The sequence below is a fragment of the Curtobacterium sp. 24E2 genome (genome assembly GCF_016925595.1).
In the GTDB taxonomy this organism is placed as follows: domain Bacteria; phylum Actinomycetota; class Actinomycetes; order Actinomycetales; family Microbacteriaceae; genus Curtobacterium.
Genome location: NZ_CP068987.1, coordinates 2726509 through 2747769, shown reverse-complemented (window position 1 = coordinate 2747769; position 21261 = coordinate 2726509). Strand labels below are relative to the sequence as shown.

General features: G+C 71.2%; 17 protein-coding genes and 6 pseudogenes. 18 read left to right on the top strand and 5 right to left on the bottom strand.

Annotation, left to right across the window (positions count from 1 at the left end):
• Positions 1–23: 23 nt before the first annotated feature.
• Positions 24–913, bottom strand: a pseudogene (locus tag JN350_RS13510) (HhH-GPD family protein).
• Between the two features lie 52 nt (positions 914–965).
• Here JN350_RS13510 and JN350_RS13505 point away from each other — a divergent pair.
• The 6 genes and pseudogenes from JN350_RS13505 (at position 966) to JN350_RS20975 (ending at position 4217) form a co-directional block, all read left to right on the top strand.
• Positions 966–1424 (top strand): hypothetical protein, encoded by a 459-nt coding sequence (locus JN350_RS13505; protein ID WP_205462512.1) that lies wholly within the window; start codon positions 966–968, stop codon positions 1422–1424.
• A gap of 9 nt (positions 1425–1433) precedes the next feature.
• Positions 1434–2393: a tRNA pseudouridine(55) synthase TruB gene (gene truB, locus JN350_RS13500; protein ID WP_205462511.1), complete on the top strand. Its 960-nt coding sequence runs from the start codon at positions 1434–1436 to the stop codon at positions 2391–2393.
• Positions 2390–2755, top strand: coding sequence for a hypothetical protein (locus JN350_RS13495; protein ID WP_111083896.1), 366 nt, complete (start codon positions 2390–2392; stop codon positions 2753–2755). The genes truB and JN350_RS13495 overlap by 4 nt, the downstream gene beginning before the upstream one ends.
• Positions 2756–2800: 45 nt before the next feature.
• Entirely contained in the window at positions 2801–3247 is a 447-nt protein-coding gene (locus tag JN350_RS13490) for a hypothetical protein (protein ID WP_123339724.1), read from the top strand.
• Positions 3172–3668 (top strand): annotated as a pseudogene (locus JN350_RS20980) (hypothetical protein); the annotation flags it as partial. The gene JN350_RS13490 and the pseudogene JN350_RS20980, both read left to right, overlap by 76 nt.
• 216 nt (positions 3669–3884) lie before the next feature.
• The gene (locus JN350_RS20975; protein WP_461964446.1) at positions 3885–4217 is read left to right on the top strand and encodes a riboflavin kinase; all 333 of its coding nucleotides are present in this window, start codon (positions 3885–3887) and stop codon (positions 4215–4217) included.
• Positions 4218–4318: 101 nt separating this feature from the next.
• Here JN350_RS20975 and JN350_RS13480 read toward each other — a convergent pair whose 3' ends face one another.
• Both JN350_RS13480 and JN350_RS13475 read right to left on the bottom strand, forming a co-directional pair.
• Entirely contained in the window at positions 4319–5551 is a 1233-nt protein-coding gene (locus tag JN350_RS13480; protein ID WP_205462510.1) for a DUF349 domain-containing protein, read from the bottom strand.
• Positions 5552–5664: 113 nt separating this feature from the next.
• Positions 5665–6477, bottom strand: a complete 813-nt coding sequence (locus tag JN350_RS13475) for a peptidylprolyl isomerase (protein WP_205462509.1) — start codon at positions 6475–6477, stop codon at positions 5665–5667.
• Between the two features lie 129 nt (positions 6478–6606).
• Between JN350_RS13475 and JN350_RS13470 the strand changes: the two are divergent.
• From JN350_RS13470 to aroB, 10 genes and pseudogenes are all read left to right on the top strand, one after another.
• Positions 6607–7958, top strand: a pseudogene (locus JN350_RS13470) (replication-associated recombination protein A).
• A 223-nt stretch (positions 7959–8181) separates the two neighbouring features.
• Positions 8182–8811: a 30S ribosomal protein S4 gene (gene rpsD / locus JN350_RS13465; RefSeq protein WP_111083900.1), complete on the top strand. Its 630-nt coding sequence runs from the start codon at positions 8182–8184 to the stop codon at positions 8809–8811.
• 132 nt (positions 8812–8943) lie between these two features.
• A complete protein-coding gene (locus JN350_RS13460) occupies positions 8944–9126 on the top strand; it encodes a hypothetical protein (protein ID WP_205462508.1) in 183 nt (60 codons plus the stop codon).
• Between the two features lie 80 nt (positions 9127–9206).
• Positions 9207–11863: pseudogene (gene alaS, locus JN350_RS13455) on the top strand (alanine--tRNA ligase).
• Between the two features lie 8 nt (positions 11864–11871).
• Positions 11872–12315 (top strand): Holliday junction resolvase RuvX, encoded by a 444-nt coding sequence (gene ruvX / locus JN350_RS13450; protein ID WP_205464464.1) that lies wholly within the window; start codon positions 11872–11874, stop codon positions 12313–12315.
• 89 nt (positions 12316–12404) lie between these two features.
• Positions 12405–12938 carry a hypothetical protein gene (locus JN350_RS13445; protein WP_205462507.1) on the top strand — a complete coding sequence of 178 codons (534 nt, stop codon included), beginning with the start codon at positions 12405–12407 and terminating at the stop codon, positions 12936–12938.
• On the top strand, positions 12935–13966 hold the full coding sequence (gene mltG, locus JN350_RS13440) for an endolytic transglycosylase MltG (protein WP_205462506.1): 1032 nt from the start codon (positions 12935–12937) through the stop codon (positions 13964–13966). Before JN350_RS13445 ends, mltG begins: the two co-directional genes overlap by 4 nt.
• Before the next feature lie 43 nt (positions 13967–14009).
• Positions 14010–15230 (top strand): chorismate synthase, encoded by a 1221-nt coding sequence (gene aroC, locus JN350_RS13435; protein WP_123294309.1) that lies wholly within the window; start codon positions 14010–14012, stop codon positions 15228–15230.
• Positions 15227–15913 (top strand): shikimate kinase, encoded by a 687-nt coding sequence (locus JN350_RS13430; protein ID WP_461963045.1) that lies wholly within the window; start codon positions 15227–15229, stop codon positions 15911–15913. Before aroC ends, JN350_RS13430 begins: the two co-directional genes overlap by 4 nt.
• Positions 15910–17006: pseudogene (aroB, locus tag JN350_RS13425) on the top strand (3-dehydroquinate synthase). Before JN350_RS13430 ends, aroB begins: the two are co-directional and overlap by 4 nt.
• On the opposite strand, the gene JN350_RS13420 reads toward aroB, so the two are convergent.
• On the bottom strand, positions 17003–18316 hold the full coding sequence (locus JN350_RS13420; protein ID WP_205462505.1) for an LLM class flavin-dependent oxidoreductase: 1314 nt from the start codon (positions 18314–18316) through the stop codon (positions 17003–17005). The pseudogene aroB and the gene JN350_RS13420 sit on opposite strands and share 4 nt — an antisense overlap.
• A gap of 395 nt (positions 18317–18711) precedes the next feature.
• On the opposite strand from JN350_RS13420, the gene JN350_RS13415 reads away from it, so the two are divergent.
• Positions 18712–19326 (top strand): deaminase, encoded by a 615-nt coding sequence (locus tag JN350_RS13415; RefSeq protein WP_205462504.1) that lies wholly within the window; start codon positions 18712–18714, stop codon positions 19324–19326.
• Between the two features lie 7 nt (positions 19327–19333).
• On the opposite strand, the gene JN350_RS13410 is transcribed toward JN350_RS13415, so the two are convergent.
• Positions 19334–19513, bottom strand: coding sequence for a hypothetical protein (locus JN350_RS13410; RefSeq protein WP_205462503.1), 180 nt, complete (start codon positions 19511–19513; stop codon positions 19334–19336).
• A 421-nt stretch (positions 19514–19934) separates the two neighbouring features.
• Here JN350_RS13410 and JN350_RS19620 point away from each other — a divergent pair.
• A pseudogene (locus tag JN350_RS19620) lies at positions 19935–20726 on the top strand (ABC1 kinase family protein); the annotation flags it as partial.
• Positions 20727–21261: the final 535 nt, after the last annotated feature.

The following is a 21261-nucleotide window of genomic DNA, read 5'->3' as shown; positions in this document are numbered from 1 at the left end:
CGTGCGTCGTGCCCAGCGGAGCGTCAGGCGTCCGGCAGGCGGTACCCGGTGGTGTCGTCGCCGACCGCCAGCCCGTCGCGCAGCAGCGACGCGAGCGCTCGGTCCCGCTGCTCGGCGTCCGGCCAGACCGGTTCGATCTCCGACCGGGCGACCGGCACGTCGCTCGCGCGCAGCTCGGCCATGATCAGCCCGCGCACCTGCCGGTCGCTGCCGGCGAACTTCGCCTGCTTCGGGGCGCGTGGCCCGTCGTGTTCGGGGTACCCGGCCGCACGCCAGGCGCAGCGGTCCGCGATCGGGCACGCGTCGCACGCGGGGAGCGGGCGACGCAGACGAGTGCTCCGAGCTCCATCACCGCCGCGTTCGTCGCAGCGGCGTCGTCGCGGTCGGCCGGCAGCACGGACTCCATCAGCGGCAGGTCGTCCTTGGCCTTCGCCGGCCCGGGCTCCCCCTGGCCCAGGAGCGCACGCTTCAGGACCCGCCGCACGTTGACGTCGACGACGGGGTGGCGGTCGCCGTACGCGAACACCGCGACGGCCCGTGCGGTGTAGTCGCCGATACCCGGCAGCGCGAGCAGCGTCTCGACGTCCCGTGGGACGACGTTGCCGTGTTCGGTCGCGATCGCCGTGGCCGCCGCGTGCAGCGCGAGCGCGCGTCTCGGGTACCCGAGTCGATCCCAGGCACGCACCGCGTCCGCCGGGGGTGATGCCGCGAGGTCCGCAGGCGTCGGCCACCGGGTGAGCCACGCCTCCAGTCGGGGGATCACGCGCGCGACCTGCGTCTGCTGCAGCATGATCTCGCTGACCAGGGTGCCCCACGCGGGGAAGCCGGGGCGACGCCACGGCAGGTCGCGGGCTTCCTGTCGGAACCAGGTGGTCAACGGGGTCGCGATGTCGGGGACGCCCGCGTTCTCCACGTTTGGTCGGGAGGCCCTGCTCGCGTTCACCACGACAGCCTACGGTGGACGCATGGCACGCTGGGCACCCGAAGAGACCGACACGATGGCCGCGATCGCTGCTGAGGTGATCGCGCAGGTCGGCACGAACCGAACCGTGATCGGCGTCGACGGACAGGACGGCACCGATCTCGAACACGTCGCCGCCACGCTGGTGGCCGGCTTCGAGCAGCACGGCGTGTCCGCGATGGCCGCTGCTGCGCCGTCCACCGACCCCGACACGCTGCGTGCCGAGGTGGTCACCCCGTTCCGCACCACCGGCGCCGGTGACGGCGTGCTGGTCGTGCACGGGCACGGCCTACTGGCCCCGGGGGCCGCGGGCTCTGGCGCTGGTCGCTGTGGGTGGAGCAGGAAGCCGGTCGGCTGGAACGCCGGGCGGACGTCAAGATCGCCGCCTCCGCCGTCCTCGACGTCACCGATCCCGAGCACCCTCGTCGCGAGTGGAACGACGCCTGCTGACCGGCGCTGGTAATCTCCTCTGGTGCTCGAAACCGTGCCGGACGGCATCCTCCTCGTCGACAAACCGCAGGGGATCTCCAGCCACCGCGTCGTGTCGATCGCTCGCCGTCGCCTCGGCCTGAAGAAGGTCGGGCACGCGGGGACCCTCGACCCGATGGCCACCGGGCTGCTGCTCCTGGGGATCGGGCACTCCACCCGGCTGCTCACCCACCTGGTCGGCCTCGGCAAGACCTACACCGCCACGATCCGGCTCGGCGTGTCCACGGACTCCGACGACGCCGACGGCACCCCGACCGCCGCGACCGGCATCGCCGAAGCCGACGTCTCGGACGAGTCCGTCGAACGTGCCGTCGCCCTGCAGCGCGGTCGGATCGACCAGGTCCCGTCCACCGTCAGCGCGATCAAGGTCGACGGGCGCCGCGCGTACGACTTGGCGCGCAAGGGCGAGACCGTCGAGCTGAAGTCCCGCACGGTCACCGTCTCACGGTTCGACGTCACCGGCCGGAACGACCGCACCGTCACGGTCGACGGTGCCGAGGTGGCGGTCGTCGACCTCGACGTCGTCGTGACCTGCTCGTCGGGCACGTACGTCCGGGCCCTCGCTCGCGACGTCGGCGCCACTCTCGGCACCGGCGCGCACCTCACCGCGCTCCGCCGCACCCAGGTCGGTCCCTTCGACGTGGCCGACGCGATCGACCTCGAGGACGACGCCGTCGACGTCCGCGCGGCGCTCGCCCGTCCGGCCGACGTGGCACGCAGGTTGTTCTCGTCGGTGTCGCTCGACGCGGCCGCGGCGAAGGACCTGACCGACGGCAAGCGCGTCGCAGCCGACCACCCGGACTCGGACGACCCGGTGGCCGCGGTCGCCGTCGACGATGACCGTCTCGTCGGCCTGGTCTCGGTCCGGCGCGGACTGCTCCGGGTCATCACGAACTTCCCGGCGCCGGCTGCTCCGGCGTCGCAGAACGGGGCGCACGCGTGATCGAGTGGTTCATGTGGGTCCAGCTCGTCGTCGCGGTCCTGGCCGGGCTGTTCGCCGTCGTGGTCGGGTTCATCGGCTGGAAGCCCAACGACTACACCGTGGGGTCGCTCGCGCTCATCGAGGTCCTGCTCCTGGTGCAGGGCGTCATCTCGATCGTGCTGCCAGCGACGGGCAGCCCGCCGGACGGCAACGCCCTCGAGTTCGGGGTCTACGCCGTGTCGGTGCTCCTGGTGCCGCCGGCGGCCATCGTCTGGGCGCTCGTGGACCGCACGAAGTGGAGCACGGTGGTCCTCGGTGCCGGCGCGTTCACCGTCGCGGTCATGATCTACCGGATGTACCAGATCTGGTTCGCCCTGAACTGACGCCGAGCGTCATGGTGGTCCGCGCACGTCGGTAGAATCGGTGCAATGGCGACCAGATCCTCACTCGCGACCGGCATCGGCCGCGTCCTCATCGCCGTGTACGGCATCCTCGCCCTGGCGGCGACGGGCCGGAGCGTCGTCCAGATCATCGAGAAGTTCTCGTTCGCACCGTTCGCGTACACGGTGAGTGCCATCGCCGCCGTTGTGTACATCGTGGCGATGATCGCCCTGATCGTGCCCGGACGCTTCTGGTACCGCGTCGCGTGCGTCACGATCGTGTTCGAGATGACCGGTGTGCTCGTCATCGGCACGCTCTCGCTGTTCGACCGGCAGCTCTTCCCCGACGACACGATCTGGTCGTACTACGGCATGGGCTACGCCTTCGCGCCGCTGGTGCTGCCGATCGCCGGACTCTGGTGGCTCCGCAAGCACCACCGCACCGCGACGGTCGAACCGGTGCCCGCATCGACCACCGCCCCCGTGGGCGAGTAGGAGCAGCCGTGCAGTTCTACGACGACATCGCCGACGTGGCCGAGGGCTTCGGTCCGAGCGCCGTCACGATCGGCAAGTTCGACGGCGTGCACGTCGGACACCGCGCGGTGATCGCGCACCTGGAGCGCGCCGCCCACGAACAGGGCCTGGTCGCCACCGTGGTGACGTTCGACCGGCACCCCTCAACGTCATCGACCCGCAGCACGTCCCGCCGGCGCTCACGAGCACGGCGCAGCGGCGCGAGCTCCTCGACGAAGCCGGGGTCGACGCCACCCTGCTGCTCCGCTTCGACGAGGAACTGCAGTCGAAGTCGCCCGAGGCGTTCGTGTCCGAGATCCTCGTCGACACCCTGCACGCCCGGCTCGTCTTCGTCGGCAGCGACTTCCGCTTCGGGGCGAAGGGTGCCGGTGACGTCGCCCTGCTCCGCACCCTGGGGGAGCAGCACGGCTTCACGGTCGAGCTCATCGACGACGTCGACCTGGTGGACGACGTCCGCCCCGACGGCGAGCGACGCGTCTCGTCGACCTGGATCCGTGAACTCCTCGGCGACGGGCGGGTGGCCGAGGCTGCTCGGTTGCTCGGGCGTGAGCACGCGGTCCGCAGCACGGTCGTGCACGGCAACCAGCGCGGGCGCGCCATGGGGTACCCGACGGCGAACCTCGACCCGGCGTTCGAGGGGTTCGCGCCGGCCGACGGCGTCTACGCCGCTCGGGTGCTGCACGACGGCACGGTGTACCCGGCGGCAGTCTCGGTCGGCAACAACCCGACGTTCGAGGGTGTGCCCGCCAAGCAGATCGAGGCGCACCTGCTCGACGTCGACCTCGACCTGTACGGCGATCGCATCTCGGTGCTGTTCGTGTCCTACGTGCGCGGCATGGTGAAGTTCGACTCGATCGACGAGCTCGCCGCGCAGATGCGGCAGGACGACCTCGACATCCGGTTGCTGCTGGGCCTGCCCACGCCGGTCTGAACGGCGGCGCCACACCGGACGCCAGCAGACGGCGCCACACGACGCCTCACGACGACGCCCCCGTGACCGATGGGTCACGGGGGCGTCGTCGTGTGCGGTGACTAGCTGCCGAGGGCGTCGAGCCAGATCTTGCGGGCGTCGAGTGCTTCCTGGGCGTCCTTGATCTTCCGGACGTCGCCGGAGGCCTGCGCGTCGGCGAGCTCGGACTCGAGCTTGCCGATGGCGTCCTCGAGCTGGCTCGCGAGTCCGGTCTGCCGGGCCTTGCGCTCCGGGTTGGACTCCTTCCAGTGCGCGTCCTCGAGCCCACGCACGTGGTCCTCGATCGCACGCAGGCGGTCCTCGATGCGGCGGACGTCCCCGCGGGGGACCTTGCCGACCTCGTCCCAGCGGCGCTGGATGCCGGTCAGGGTCTTGCGCGCCGCCACCCGGTCGGTCGCCTTGAGCAGCGGCTCGGCCTCGGTGAGCAGGGCCTGCTTCGCCTCGAGGTTGCCGGAGAACTCTTCGTCCTCGGCCGCGCTCTCGGCGTGGCGCTGCTCGAAGAGCACGTCGCCGGCGGCCTTGAACCGCGCCCAGAGGGCGTCGTCGTGGCGCTTGCCGGCACGCCCGGCGTTCTTCCAGTCGTCGAGGAGCTGGCGGTAGTCCGGGATCGCGTCGGACCCGCGTGACGCGAGTGCCTCGGCCTGCGACACGAGTTCCTGCTTGCGGGTGCGGGCGTCGCGGTGCTGCGCGTCCAGCTCGGAGTAGAACGCGCGACGGTGCTGGTCGACGGTGGAGCGCGCTGCGCGGAACCGCTTCCAGAGCTCGTTCGCCTCGTTCTTGGGGATGCGCGGGCCGTCGTGCTGGTGCTGCTGCCACCGGGCGAACACGTCGTCGAGCTGCGCCGTGATCTGCTTCCACTGCGCGCGTGCCGGGTCGACCGCCGCGAGTGCCTCTGCCTCTTCGACCAGGGCCGCACGGTGCGCGAGGGCGTCGTTCAGCGCCTGCTGTGCCTGTTCCGCCTGCTCCTTGGTGAGCGAGCCGAGCTGCTCGGTGAGCGCGCCCACCCGGGTCTCGAGTGACTTGATGTCACCGACCACGCGGGCTTCGGCCACCAGGGTCGTCAGGTGCTCGACCGTCCGGGCGACGTCGTTCGCCGACGCACCACGCTGGACGCGCTGCTCGGCGATCTTCACCTGCCCCTCGAGGTCGGCGTACTTCCGCGCGAAGTAGGCGAGGGCTTCTTCGGGGGTGGCGTCCGGGTACTCACCGACAGCACGTTCGGTCTCTTCGTACCGGACGTACACGGTCCCGTTCTCGTCGACCCGCCCCCAGGTCGTTGCTTCGTCAGATCCCACAGGTCTCGCCTCGATCGTGGTCGTGCATCGCCGACGTCACCGTCGGCACGGTCAGGTCGTCAGCCTATTGCACGGACGGGCTCCGCGGCCCGCCGCGCGCAACGGCTTGTGGACTACTTCTCCTGGGCGATGGTCGCGGAGGTGATCGTCGTCGCCACCTTCGGCTCACCGGTGCCGTCCTGGCCGGGCGACGAGATGCCCTTCGCGGCGATCTTCGACTCGAGTTCGGACAGGCCGCTCGTGACCTTCCCGACGACCGTGTAGCCGCCCGTGGAGCCGTCGAGCGTGGTGTCGCCGTAGACGATGAAGAACTGGGTCGACTGCGAGTACGGCGACGTCGATCGCGCGATCGCGATGGTGCCCTCGTCGTAGACGCCGTCGCTCGGGACGTTCTCGAGCGGGCCGTACTCGAACCCGGCGTCGCCCGTGCCGTCGCCGTTCGCCGAACCGCACTGCAGGAACTTCAGCCCGTCGCTGTCGGCCAGCCGGTGGCAGGTGGTGCCGTTGTAGAACTGCTCCTTGATCAACGAGATCTCGACGCTCGCGGCCTGCGGGGCCTTCGCGCCGTCCAGCTCGATGCCGAGGTCGATCGACTTGTTGAGCGTCAGCGAGCCCGTCCAGGTCGCGCCCTTGGCGATCTCCTTGCTCGGCACGTCGCCCGTGTTTGCCGCCGTGGCGCTGGCCGAGGGCGTCGGTGTGGCGGTGGCGCTCGCGCTGGCGTCTGCCGACCCGTTCCCCTGCGAGCCCGCGAAGGCGAGCTGCGACCCGGTGGCCAGGGCGGCGACCAGCACGAGGGCACCGGCGCCGACCAGGTTGTCGCGCACCCGCCGGCGACGCTGCCGGTCGTGGAGTCCCTGGCGGGCCTGGTAGAGACGGAGGCGCTCGCGCGCCTCGCGGTTGTCGCGCGCTGGGTTCTTCGGTGCCACGGTGCTGTTCTGCCCTCTCGTCGCAGTGTGGAACGAGCGTATCCGAGTCGTCACCATCAACGGCCTGGGAGGCGCGGGGCTGTCAGTGGGTCGGCCTACGATTGGTGCATGGCAGCGGACCGTTCGAGCATGCGTGCGCCCACGACGGGCGGTCGCGCCGGTCTCGCGCAGGGCTCCGTCCCGCTCGCGGTGCGGATGCGCCCGACCAGCCTCGACGAGGTCGCCGGCCAACAGCACCTGCTCGGCCGCGGGTCACCGCTCGTGCAGCTCGCCACCGGCACGCGCGACAACCCGGGCGGTGTGTCGGTCATCCTCTGGGGTCCTCCCGGCACCGGCAAGACCACGTTGGCGCAGGCCATCGCGCGGCAGTCCGGGCGCGAGTTCGTCGAGCTCTCCGCGGTGACCGCCGGCGTCAAGGACGTGCGCGAGGTCATGGAGAAGGCCCTCACCCACCGCGACCTGTACGGGTCCACGACGGTGCTGTTCCTCGACGAGATCCACCGGTTCAGCAAGGCCCAGCAGGACGCCCTGCTGCCCGGTGTCGAGAACGGGTGGGTGATCCTCATCGCGGCCACGACCGAGAACCCGTCGTTCTCGGTCATCTCCCCGCTGCTGTCCCGGTCCCTGCTCCTGACGCTCAAGCCGCTCACCGACGCCGACCTCGGCATGCTCGTCGACCGTGCGGTGGAGGACCCCGCGGCCTCGGCGGCGCGGTCGTCCTCGGTGACGAGGCACGTGGGGCCATCGTCCGGTTGGCCTCGGGTGACGCCCGACGCGCCCTCACGGCGCTCGAGGCTGCTGCTGCCTCGGCCGCCGCGGCCCAGGACGACGACGACGACACTGTGCCGGTGGTCGACGCGGACACCGTCGCCGCGGCCGTCGACCGTGCACTGCTGCGGTACGACCGGCAGGGCGACGAGCACTACGACGTCATCAGCGCCTTCATCAAGTCGGTGCGGGGGAGCGACGTCGACGCCGCGCTGCACTACCTCGCGCGGATGATCGAGGCGGGCGAGGACTCCCGGTTCATCGCGCGCCGGATCATCATCTCGGCGTCCGAGGACATCGGCATGGCGGACCCGCAGGCGCTGCCCATCGCCGTCGCGGCGGCCCAGGCCGTGCAGCTCATCGGCATGCCCGAGGGCCGCATCCCCCTGGCCGAGGCCGTCGTGTACCTGGCGACCGCACCGAAGTCGAACGCCGCCTACAACGGTGTGAACGCGGCGATGGCGGACGTCAAGGCCGGCCGGATGGGCACCGTGCCGATGCACCTGCGCGACGCGCACTACGCCGGGGCGAAGCGTCTCGGCCACGGCAAGGGCTACGTCTACTCGCACGACGCCGAGCACGGGGTCGCCGAGCAGCAGTACCTGCCCGATGCGCTCGAGGGCACCGAGTACTACACCCCGACGGCGAACGGCTACGAGCGCGAGGTCGGTCCGCGGCTCGAACGACTCCGGAAGATCACCCGCGGGCAGTAGAACGGCACGTCGAGTTCCTGCTAGCATTGCCGGGCCTACGTCCTGGTCCTCGAGCACGGCTGCGTTGAGGACAGAGTGCCACTCCGGTGGTACGGGGGCAGAGGTTCGGACTGTAGCCGTCCGATCCCACAGGCTCATCCCTCTGGATCCCGTCGTCGGGGCCACGGGCACTCGTGTGCCCGGCCTCCGGTGAGTATTCAGTTCGAACAGAGAAAAGGACCCTGTGTCTACCAAGTCACGTACCCGCAGCAAGACCCGCCTGTCGCGCGCACTCGGCATCCCGCTGACGCCGAAGGCGGCCCGTTACCTCGAGAAGCGCCCCTACGGCCCCGGTGAGCACGGCCGTACGCGCCGTCGTGCGGACAGCGACTACGCCGTCCGCCTCCGTGAGAAGCAGCGTCTGCGCGCCCAGTACGGCATCCGCGAGAAGCAGCTCCGCATCGTCTTCGAAGAGGCCCGCAAGACGAAGGGCCTGACCGGTGAGAACCTGGTCGAGCTCCTCGAGCAGCGCCTCGACGCCCTCGTGGTCCGTGCCGGCTTCGCCCGCACCACCGCGCAGGCCCGTCAGCTGATCGTGCACCGTCACCTGCTGGTCGACGGCAAGCTCGTGGACCGCCCCTCCTTCCGCGTCAAGGAGGGCCAGCTGATCCACGTCAAGCCGAAGTCCGAGTCGATGGAGCCCTTCCAGGTCGCCGCTGCCGGTGGGCACCAGGAAGTCCTGCCGAAGGTCCCGGGTTACCTCGAGGTCGAGATCGACAAGCTCCAGGCCCGCCTCGTGCGTCGCCCGAAGCGCGCCGAGGTCCCCGTGACCTGTGAAGTGCAGCTCGTCGTCGAGTACTACGCAGCTCGCTGATCCACTGATCACACCCGAACGGCGGGTCGTCCTCTCGAGGACGGCCCGCCGTTCGGCGTTCCGGCCCCGAAGTGCCCGGCGGCTAAGCTTGTCCGGGCATGCACCGCCAGGGTGCACAGAGGGAGAGGCACCGTGAAGCAGTTGTTCTTCGTCGCGGTCGGCGTCGTCATCGGGTTCGCCGTGGCGCACCAGGTCGCCAGGACCCCCGGAGGCGCACGGCTCTTCGCCGTCGTCGACGCGAGCACGAAGGCCTTCACCGGCGCGGTCGCCGAAGGGTACCGGTCCCGAGGGGCCGAGCTCCGCACCGACGTCTGAGTCGTCGAGCTCCACCGCGGCCCGGCCGCACCGTCGTCCCGCCTCCACCTCCCACCCCCGACCTGAACCCAGGAAGCACCATGCAGACCGCAGAGATCCGCCGCCGTTGGCTCCAGTACTTCGGTGACCGCGGCCACACCGTCGTCCCGTCCGCATCCCTCGTCTCCGACGACCCGTCGCTCCTCTTCACGGTCGCCGGCATGGTGCCGTTCATCCCGTACCTGACGGGGCTCGTCCCCGCGCCGTACCCCCGTGCCACGAGCGTGCAGAAGTGCATCCGCACGAACGACATCGAAGAGGTCGGCAAGACCCCTCGCCACGGCACGTTCTTCCAGATGAACGGCAACTTCTCGTTCGGCGACTACTTCAAGGAGCAGGCGATCCAGTTCGCCTGGGAGTTCCTGACGAACCCGGAGTCGGACGGCGGGCTCGGCTTCTCGCCCGACGACCTCTGGGTGACGGTCTACGAGGACGACGACGAGGCGATCGCGTTCTGGAAGCAGCACTCCTCACTGCCCGAGGAGCGCATCCAGCGCCTCGGCAAGGACACGAACTACTGGTCCACCGGCCAGCCCGGACCCGCGGGTCCCTGCTCCGAGATCTTCTTCGACCGCGGGCCCGAGTACGGCATCGACGGCGGCCCGGCCACCGACGACGACCGGTACGTCGAGATCTGGAACCTCGTGTTCATGCAGTACCAGATCGCCGACGTCCGCTCGAAGTACGACTTCGAGATCACCGGCGAGCTGCCGAACAAGAACATCGACACCGGCATGGGGCTCGAGCGCGTCGCCTTCATCAAGCAGGGCGTCGACAACATGTACGAGATCGACCAGGTCCGCCCGGTCCTCGACCGCGCGTCCGAGATCTCCGGCCGCCGCTACGGCGCCGTGCACGAGGACGACGTCCGCATGCGGGTCATCGCGGACCACGTGCGCTCCGCGCTCATGCTCATCGCCGACGGCGTGAGCCCGTCGAACGAGGGCCGCGGGTACATCCTGCGTCGTCTGCTGCGCCGCACGGTCCGTGCGATGCGCCTGCTCGGGGTCGAGACCGCGACGTTCCCGGAGCTGTTCCCGGCGTCCCGCGACGCGATGCGCGACGCCTACCCCGAGGTCGCTTCCGACTACGACCGCATCGCGCGGATCGCCTACGCGGAAGAGGAGACGTTCCTCCGCACGCTCGCGCAGGGCACGACGATCCTCGACGTCGCCGTCGAGCGCGCGAAGCAGGACGGTGCGCCGTCCATCGGCGGGGACACCGCGTTCCTGCTGCACGACACCTTCGGGTTCCCGATCGACCTGACGATGGAGATGGCCGAAGAGGCCGGGGTCCACGTCGACCGGACCGCGTTCGAGACCCTGATGTCCGAGCAGCGCGCCCGGGCGAAGGCCGACGCGAAGAGCAAGAAGACCGCGATCGCCGACCTGAGCGTGTACAGCGCGTTCCGGGCGAAGGGCGAGACGGTCTTCCTCGGCTACGACGCGCTCGAGGCCGAGACGAACGTGCTCGGCATCATCGTCGGCGGCGTCAGCGTCGACCGGGCAGTGGCGGGCGACATCGCCGAGGTCATCCTCGGTGAGACGTCGCTGTACGCCGAGTCGGGTGGCCAGGACGCCGACCAGGGATCGATCGTCGGCAACGGCTTCGACCTCGAGGTACTCGACGTCCAGCGTCCCGTCGCCGGCCTCTGGAGCCACACCGTCCAGGTCCGCTCCGGCGAGGTCGGCGTGGGCGACGCGGCGAACACCGTGGTCGATGCCGAGTACCGCCGCGGCGCCACGCAGGCGCACTCCGCGACGCACCTGGTGAACGCAGCGCTCCGCGACATCCTCGGCCCCGAGGCGCTGCAGGCGGGTTCGTACAACAAGTCCGGCTACATGCGCCTCGACTTCTCGTGGTCGCAGCCGATCTCGCTCGCGACCCGCTCCGAGATCGAGGAGGTCGTCAACACCGCGATCCGCACCGACCTCGAGGTCTCGACCCGCATCATGCCGATCGACGAGGCCAAGGCGCTCGGTGCGCAGGCGCTCTTCGGTGAGAAGTACGGTGCCGAGGTCCGCATGGTCGACATCGGCGGTCCGTGGTCGCGCGAGCTCTGCGGTGGGACGCACGTCGCGTCCAGTGCCCAGATCGGACTCGTCAACCTGGTGGGGGAGTCGAGCGTCGGGTCGACCAACCGTCGTGTCGAAGCGCTCGTCGGGCTCGAGGGCTTCCGTGACCTCGCGGTCGAGCGGACCATCGTCTCGCAGCTCTCCAGCGCGCTGAAGGCCCCCGAGCCGACCTGCCCACGCGCGTGCAGTCGCTCATGGAGGACCTCCGCACCGCGCAGAAGCGGATCGCCGAGTACGAGTCGGCGAACCTCCAGCAGCGGGTCCCGTCGATCGCACGGACCGCGACGACCGTCGGGACGACCACCGTCGTGGCCGAGACCGTCGACGGCCTGCAGTCCGGCGACGACCTGCGCTCGCTGGCGACCGGGGTCCGCGCACAGCTCGGTGACGGCGCTGCCGTCGTCGTGCTCGGTGCCGTGGTGAGCGGGAAGCCGATCGTGATCGTCGCCACGAACGACGCGGCGCGCTCCGCGGGCGTCCAGGCGGGTCCGCTCGCCAAGGAGGCCGCCGGTGTGCTCGGTGGTGGCGGCGGCGGCAAGCCGGACCTGGCCCAGGGCGGCGGCACCGACCCGGCGGCGCTCCCGGCTGCGCTCCGTGCCGTGACCGCCCGGATCGCGGGCTGACCGTGGCGATCCGGTCCGGGCGGCGGCTCGGCGTGGACGTCGGCCGCGCCCGGATCGGGATCGCCGTGTGCGACCGCGACGGGTTGCTGGCGACGCCGGTCGAGACCGTGCGTCGCGACGACTCGTCCGACCTGCGTCGGATCCTCGAGATCGCGGACGAGTACGACGTGCTCGAGCTCGTCGTCGGACTGCCCCTGTCGATGTCCGGCGGCGACACCCCGTCGACGGACGACGCCCGGGCGTTCGCGGCCCGGATCGCCGAGCACCGCCCGGTCCGACTGGTCGACGAACGGCTGTCCACGGTGACCGCGCAACGGGGACTGCACCAGGCCGGCAAGAACACGAAGAAGTCGCGCTCCGTGATCGACCAAGCGGCCGCTGTTATCATTCTGCAACACGCGCTCGACCACGAACGCAGTGCCGGTGCCCCTCCGGGCACCACGCTTCCCTGACAGGGCAACCCACCGCGACCCGGCTGCCCTTCCGTCACCCGAGGACGACGGTGCCCAGGCGGAGTTCCCGACCGAGAGACCGAGAACCGTTGGCAGACGATCTGGACTGGAACGCGATCATCGCGCCCGGCAACGAAGCCGAGCGGCGGAAGACGACTTCCGACCGCGCAGCAGGTACCGATGACCGTGACGACTCCGCGCGGGTGACCCCGCAGCCGGACCGTCCGATGTCCCGTCGCGAGGCTCGGGCGCTCGAAGCGGAACGCGCTCGTCGCGACGCCGACGCCGACGCCGACGCCGACGCCGCGACCGACCCCGCCCCAGACCCCGGTTCGACCGCTCCGCGTGAGCAGCCGGTACCGGAGCCCGCGCAGCCGCAGGCGGCCCCCGAACTCCACCCCGAGGTCGCCGCGCTGCTGACCGGCGAGGTGCCCTCGGCGCGCGCCGCCGGCGGAGCCGGGTCCGACGGGCCCGACGGTACCGACGACGCCGGGCGCACCGGCGGCGGTGGAGCCGCGGGAGGCGGTGGTCGTGGTGGCCGTGGCGGACGCGGGGAGCCTCCCGGCCGCCGCGCGAACCGCGCCCGAAGCGCCGTCGCGGGCCGCTCATCGCCGGCATCGTGATCGTCGCCGTGGTCCTGGCCGGCGGGGTGAGCGCGTACGCGTTCGCCGCCCCGAAGATCCAGCAGATCGTCGCCGCGGTCAGCGGCTCGCAGGAGCCGGACGACTACACGGGCAGCGGCAAGGCCAAGGTCACCATCACCATCAAGCAGGGCGACATCGGCGAGAACGTCGCCGCGACGCTGCAGCGCAGCGGCGTCGTGAAGGACTCGAAGGTCTTCTACAAGCTGCTGCTGGCGTCGCCCGACGTGCAGTTCCAGCCGGGTTCGTACTCGCTGAAGAAGCAGATGAGCTCGAAGTCGGCGCTGGCCGCGCTGCAGGACGAGAAGAACCGCGTGCAGGCCTCGATCGTGATCCCCGAGGGCACCGCGCTGGCGGACATCGAGGCCGGGATGGTCTCGAAGGCCGGGCTCACCAAGACCGAGGTCGCCAAGGCCGCGAAGGACCTGTCCGCGTACGGCCTGCCGTCCGGCGTCACCACGCTCGAGGGCTGGCTGTTCCCCGCGACGTACCCGATCAACCCGGGGTGGACGGCGGAGCAGTACTTCGGGTCGATGGTCGACACGATGAAGGAGCACCTGGCCGCCGCTGGCGTCAAGGAGGCCGACCAGGAGCACGTCATCGTCTTCGCGTCGCTCGTGCAGAAGGAAGCCGGCCTCGCCGCCGACTACCCGAAGGTCGCACGGGTGTTCCAGAACCGGCTCGACCAGGGCATGCGCCTGCAGTCCGACGCCACCGTCGCCTACGGAACGGGCAACACCCACACCGTGACGACGACCGACGCCGAACGGGCCGACGAGTCGAACGCGTACAACACCTACGTGCACGAGGAGCTGCCGCCGGCACCGATCTCGAACCCCGGGGACATCGCGATCAAGGCCGTGACGAACGAGACCCCGGGCAAGTGGCTGTACTTCGTGACGGTGAACCTGGAGACCGGCGAGACGGTGTTCTCGAACACCTACGACGAGCACCTCGTCGCGGTGAAGCAGTTCCAGGCGTGGCTCCGGGCACACCCCGACTACCAGTAGGGCGGCGACGTCGCACGGCGGTGCGCTGTGGGAGGATTGCTCCATGCTTCGTTGGTTGACTGCTGGTGAGTCCCACGGACCCGAACTGATCGCGATGCTCGAGGGCCTGCCCGCGGGTGTCCCGGTGTCGTTCGAGTCCATTCGTACCGATCTCGCGCGCCGCAAGCTCGGCTACGGTCGTGGCTCGCGCATGAAGTTCGAACAGGACGAGCTGCACGTGTCCGGCGGTGTCCGGCACGGGTTCTCGCTCGGCAGCCCGATCGCGATCCGGATCGGCAACACCGAGTGGCCGAAGTGGGTCGAGGTCATGAACCCCGAGCCGGTCGAGTCCACCGAGATGTCGCGTGGCCGCAGCGCCCCGCTGACCCGCCCCCGTCCGGGCCACGCCGACCTGGTCGGCATGCAGAAGTACGGCTTCGACGAGGCCCGCCCGATCCTCGAGCGCGCGAGCGCCCGTGAGACCGCGGCCCGCGTCGCGCTCGGCGCCGTCGCGAAGTCCTTCCTCGCCGAACTCGGCATGCGGTCGGTCGCGCACACCCTGCAGGTCGGCACGGTCCGTGTGCCGGACGGCACCGACCTGCCCCTGCCCGACGACGTCGACCGTCTCGACGACGACCAGTTGCGCTGCTTCGACGCCGACACCTCGGCGCGCATGGTGACCGAGGTCGAGGCCGCGAAGAAGGACGGCGACACCCTGGGCGGCGTCGTCGAGGTGCTGTTCTACGGCGTCCCGCCGGGGCTCGGTTCGCACGTGCAGTGGGACCGTCGACTCGACGCCCGGCTGGCTGCGGCGATCATGGGCATCCAGGCGATCAAGGGCGTCGAGGTCGGCGACGGCTTCGCGACCGCCGGTCGGCGCGGCTCCGCGGCCCACGACGAGCTCTACCGCGAGGACGGCGAGATCTACCGCACCAGCGACCGCGCCGGCGGCACCGAGGGCGGCATGTCCACGGGCACCGTCCTGCGCGTCCGTGCCGGCATGAAGCCGATCGCGACCGTGCCGCACGCGCTGCACACCGTCGACGTCGTCTCGGGCGAGGACGCCTCGGCGCACCACCAGCGCTCCGACGTCTGCGCGGTCCCGGCCGCCGGCGTCGTGGCCGAGGCGATGGTGGCACTCGTGCTCGCCGACGCCGTGCTCGAGAAGTTCGGCGGCGACAACGTCGTCGAGACCAAGCGCAACCTCGACGCCTACCTCGCGTCGATCCCGGAGACGCTCCGCACGCGTCGGACGGAGCCGGCGGCACCGGCCGACGCGTCGTGAGCACGAACGGCGGCGGCGCCGCGTCCGGTGACGTCCCGTCCGGCGACGTCCCGTCCGGTGACGTCCCGTCCGGCGCCGCGTCCGGTGACGTCCCGTCCGGCGGCGCTGCGCGGGGTCCGGCTGCGCCCGTCGTCGTGATCGGCCCGATGGGCGCCGGCAAGTCCAGCGTCGGCAAGCGCGTCGCGAAGGCGCTGGGCGTGCCGTTCACCGACACCGACCGGGTCATCGTCCGCGAGCACGGCCCGATCCCCGGCATCTTCTCCGACCGCGGTGAGCCGGCCTTCCGTGCCCTCGAAGCCGACGCCGTCCGGACCGCCCTCGGTACCGGGGGCGTCATCGCCGTCGGCGGCGGAGCGGTGACGCACGCCGCCACCCGCGAGGCACTGTCCGGTGCCCGTATCGTCCTGCTCACCGTCTCGCCCGAGGCCGTCGCCGAGCGGATCGCCGGCTCGGACCGGCCCCTGCTCGCGAACGGCGGCATCGACGCCTGGCAGACGATCATGGACGAGCGTGCCGCGACCTACGCCGAGCTCGCGCACGTCGTCGTCGACACCTCGCGCCGTCCGATGTCGCGGGTGGTCGACGAGGTCGTGACGTGGCTGCGGAACGACGGCAGCGACGGCAGCGACGGCAGCGTCAACCGCCGCGACGACACCAGCACCACCACCGAAGGAGCACCGTGACCGACCCGATCCTGCCCGCAGGCACCACCGAGATCCACGTCGGCGGTGACGACGGCTACGTGGTGGCGGTCGGCTCGGGCCTGTTCGGCTCGCTGCCCGCGATCCTCGGCCCCCGCGTCGCGAAGGTCCTCATCGTGCACGCCCCGACCCTCGGTGCGCGGGCGAACGACCTGCGCGACCTGCTCGTCGACGCCGGCCTCGAAGCCCTCATCGCCGAGGTGCCGGATGCCGAGGCCGCCAAGCGCATCGAGGTCGCGTCGTTCTGCTGGCAGATCATGGGCCAGTCCGACTTCACCCGCACCGACGCGGTCATCGGCCTCGGTGGCGGTGCCGTCACCGACCTGGCGGGCTTCGTCGCGGCGACGTGGCTGCGCGGGGTGCCGTACGTGTCGGTGCCGACGAGCGTGCTCGGCATGGTGGACGCCAGCGTGGGCGGGAAGACGGGCATCAACACGAACGAGGGCAAGAACCTCGTCGGTTCCTTCTCCGCCCCCGCGCGGTGGTCGCCGACCTCGACCTCGTCCGCACCCTGCCGCGCAACGAGATCCTCACCGGCTTCGCCGAGATCGTGAAGGCCGGGTTCATCGCCGTACCGGAGATCCTGGACATCATCGAGGCCGACGTCGCCCGCGTCACCGACTCGACGTCGCCGGAGTTCCGCCGCGTGGTCGAACTCGCCATCGCCCTGAAGGCCGAGGTCGTGTCCGACGACTTCACCGAGCAGGGACGACGCGAGATCCTGAACTACGGCCACACGCTCGGGCACGCCATCGAGCACGCGGAGCGGTACCAGTGGCGCCACGGTGCCGCGGTGTCGGTCGGCATGGTGTTCGCCGCCGAGCTCGCACGCCTGACGGGGCACCTCGACGACGCGACCGTGGACCGGCACCGGGTGATCCTGGACTCCCTGGACCTGCCGACGACCTACGGCATCGGCCGGTGGCAGGGCCTCCTCGCCGCGATGCGTCGCGACAAGAAGGCCCGTGCCGGAATGCTCCGGTTCATCATCCTCGACGCCGTCGGCAAGCCGGTGGTCCTCGAGGGCCCCGAGGACCACCTGCTGTTCACCGCCTACCAAGAGGTCGGCGTCTAGTACTTCTGCACCCCCAGGTGGTCGCGCAGGTGCGGTCCGGTGTACTCGGTCCGGTGCAGTCCGCGGCGCTGCAGCTCCGGCACGACCTTCTGGGTGAAGTCCTCGACCCCGGCCGGGAAGTGCGTCGGCACCGCCAGGAACCCGTCGCACGCCCCGGCCTCCGACCATGCCTGCATGGTGTCGGCGATCGTCGACGGCGACCCGATCATCTTCCGGTAGCTGCCCTCGGCGAAGTACCGGGCGGTCTCGATGACCGACAGTCCCCGTTGCCGTGACACCGCCATGATCGCCGCCCGGTGCGACTTGCCGGCGTTCGACTCGGGCAGCTCCGGGACGGGCGCGTCCAGGTCGAACTGCCGGAAGTCGACGCCACCGGCGAGGGGCTTCAGGTTGCTCAGTGCCAGGTCGTCCGGGATCAACGCCATCATCCGGTCGGCGAGGTCGCGTGCGTCCTGGTCGGTGTCGCCGACGATCGGGGTCATCCCGACGAGCACCTTGACGTGGTCGGGGTCGCGGCCGAACCGTTCGGCGCGGGCTCGGATGTCGTCGCGGAACGCGCGGCTCTCGTCCGGGTCGGACTGCAGGGTGAACACGACGTCTGCGGTGCGCGCCGCGAGTGCGCGGCCCGGCTCCGACGCGCCCGCCTGGAACACGACGGGCCGTCCCTGCGGGCTCCGACCCGTCGTCAGCGGCCCTCGCACGCGGAAGTGCTCGCCGTCGTGCTGCAGGAACCGCATCTTGTCGATGTCGAAGTAGGTGCCGGACTCCTTGTCGCGCACGATCGCGTCCGGGTCCCACGAGTCCCAGAGCCCGGTGACGACGTCGACGAACTCGCTCGCACGCTCGTACCGCGCGGCGTGCTGCACGTGGGCGTCGAGTCCGAAGTTCTGCGCCTCGTCCTCGTTGAAGGACGTCACGAGGTTCCACCCCGCGCGGCCCTTGCTGATGTGGTCGAGGGTCGAGAACCGCCGCGCGAGGTTGTAGGGGTCGTTGAAGGTCGTGGTCGACGTCGCTGCGAGACCCAGGTGCGTGGTCCGCATCGCCAGGGCGGGCAGGAGCATCGTCGGGTCGAAGTGGATCGAGCGGGGGTTCGCGGCACCGTAGGTGTCGCCGGCCAGGATGTCGTTGCTGCGCCGGACGGCGGCCTGGTCCTCGAAGAACAGTGCGTCGAGCTTCGCCGCCTCGGCGAGTTCGGCGGCGCGGACGTAGTGGTCGATGCCGAGGTCGAGCTCGGGGACGGCGTCCGGCAGTCGCCAGGCGCCGAGGTGGTAGCCGGGGAACAGGAACACGGCGAGGTGGATCGTGGTCACGGGGGTCCTCTCGGAGGGGACGGTGGAGCAGGTGGGCGGGTGCGTCCGGCGGACGGCCGGGAGGCACGGAGCAGGGTGCGCGGATCGGCGCGGCTCGGCGAGACGGCGCGCTCCAGAGCACGTGGACCGCCCGGCGGATCGGCGCGCGACGGTCGGACGAACGGGCGGACGGTCGTCAGTGTCCGTGCGCGATGGCGCCGCGGGGCCAGCAGCGGGACGCGGCGGTCGCGTGGTGTGCCGTCATCGTCGCCCCCTGTCGTGGATGCTCGCGTGACGTCGATGCGCACGCGCTCCTGCCGGCTCGAGCCGGTGGTGGTCGAGGCTACGGGCGCGGTGTTTCGGCATCGTTTCGATCGGGAAACACCGTCGAAACGATGCGCCGTTAGCGTCGCCGCATGTCTGCAGCAGCCCTCGCCCCGTTCCCGACCGAGCTCCGGGTCGGCGTCCCCGACTGGCTCCGCGACGCGCAGGCCGCTGCTCCGGAACACCTCGGCACCCGTGCGGAGCGGTTCGCGCTCGTGAACGCCCTCGCCGAACGGAACGTCGAGGAGGGCACCGGCGGCCCGTTCGGAGCGGCCGTCGTCGACGAGGACACGGGCGCCGTCGTCGCCCTCGGGGTGAACCTGGTGCTGCACGCCAACCTGTCGTCGATGCACGCCGAGGTCGTCACCCTCGGACTCGCGCAGACTCGGACGGGTGCCTGGAACCTCGGCCGTGACGTCGGGCACCGGCGCGTGCTCGTCGTGAACGCCCAACCGTGCGTGATGTGCCTCGGTGCTCTGCTGTGGTCGGGGGTCTCCGCGCTGGAGTTCGCCGCTGACGGGGCCACGGTCGAGCGGATCACGGGCTTCGACGAGGGCCCGGTGCCGGGGGACTGGCGCGAGCAGCTCGTTGCTCGGGGCATCGACGTGCACCAGGAGCACGGCACCGGTGCCGAGACGGCGCTCGAGCGCTACCGCGACCTGGTCGAGTCCGGCGCCACTGCGCGCTACAACGGCAGCGGTGCCTGACCGGGCGTCAGCGCAACACCCGCCGCGTCCGTCGCCACCACCACTTGACCCGCATGGACACGGTGAGGACGCCGGTCCGCTGCCATTCCCGGAACTCCGCGACCGTGGCGCCGTTGTCCCACGCGAAGAGCACGTCGTCGTCCGCGTTCACGTCGGGCGCATCCGGCAAGGGTCGCAGGATCGGCATCAGGTGGGCTCCTCTTCCTCAGGGTGCACGCCGCGACCAGTGCTGTCTCCATGGGGCAAGCCTGCGGCAGTGGGCGCGACCCGACGCGTCACGCGAGCCGGTCTGTGGACGGCGGGCCGAGCCTCCCGGCCTGTGCAGGAGGGCAGGCACACGCGGCGGACCCAGCAGCGGGGAGCAGACTGACGACGTGCCCAACCCACCCCGACTGAGCGACCTGTCCGGCTCGCAGGAGGCCGGCACCGGCACCCTCCGGTCCCGCGGCCGCCGGTTCACCGAACTGCTGTCGATCGCGAGGCGCCACCGCCTCGTCCCGTTCCGTCGCCTCGACTTCTCGCACGACCCGGCCACCGCCGACCTGCGCCGCAGCCAGGCCGAGCACCTGCGCCGTGCGCTCGAGGAAGCGGGCGGCGGGTTCGTCAAGATGGGGCAGCTGCTCTCCACGCGTGACGACCTGCTCCCCGAAGAGTGGACCGAGGGACTCGCGCACCTGCAGCGCAACGTCACCGCGGCCCCCGCCGACCAGGTGCTCGCCCTGCTCGAACAGGAACTCGGCGCACCGGTCGACCAGGTCTTCGCGTCCTTCGACCCGGTGCCCGTCGCCGCGGCCTCGATCGCCCAGGTCCACCGCGCCCGCCTGCCCGACGGCACCGCGGTCGCGGTCAAGGTGCAGCGTCCTGGCATCGACGACGCCGTCCGCCGTGACGTCGACATCGCGCTCCGGGTCGTCCGCTTCATGGCGCGCTGGTCGACCGAGGCCCGGCAGGTCGGCGTGCAGGACGTGGCCGCGCAGTACGCCGACGACCTGGTCCGCCAGGTCGACTTCGTGTCCGAGCTGCGGAACCTCACCGCCCTGCGTGCCGCACAGGCCCGCAGCGCCCGTCCGGACGAGGTCCGGTTCCCGGACCCCTACCCGGACCTGTCCGGGCGCCGCGTGCTCGTGATGGAGTTCCTGGAGGGCGACACGCTCAGCGCGATCCGCGCCGAGCGTGCGGACCGCGACCTCGACGGCCCGATGCGCGCGATCCTGCGGGCGTTCCTGCGCCAGGTCGTCTTCGACGGTCTGTACCACGCCGACCTGCACCCCGGGAACGTCCTGGTGCTGCCGGACGGGCGGCCCGCGTTGATCGACTTCGGATCGGTCGGGAGGCTCGACCCGACCCTCCGGGACACGGTCCAGGACCTGCTGGTCGCCTACCTGCAGGACGACACCTCGCGGATCGCCGACGCGGTCCTGCGGATGGCACCGGTGCGCGACGCGCACGACGAGCCCGACTTCCGTCGGGACATCGCGCGCTTCGTCGCGGACGAGCTCGGACCGGGCGCACGGATCGGCGTCGAGACGGTCGACGACGCGGTCGAGGTGTTCGGGCGGTACCGGCTCAAGGCGCCGCCGGACTTCGTCGCGGCCGCGCGGGCGTTGGCGATCTTCGAGGGCACGCTCCGCACGCTCGCGCCCTCGTTCGACCTGCTCGAGGAGTCCCGCGGGCTCGCCCGTGAGCAGATCACCGACCAGCTGCGCCCCGGCAAGCTGCGCGACCTGGCGGCGAAGGAGCTGATCGGGGTCGTCTCCGCGGCCCGACGACTGCCGCGCCGGGTCGACCGGATCGGCGAGGCGATCGAGACGGGCAAGTTCACCGTCAACATCCGGCTGTTCGCGGACCGCCGCGACCGCGAGCTCGTGTCCGGCATGATCCGGCGCATCCTGCTCGTGCTGCTCGGCGCGGGTGCCGGCATCCTGGCGATCGTCT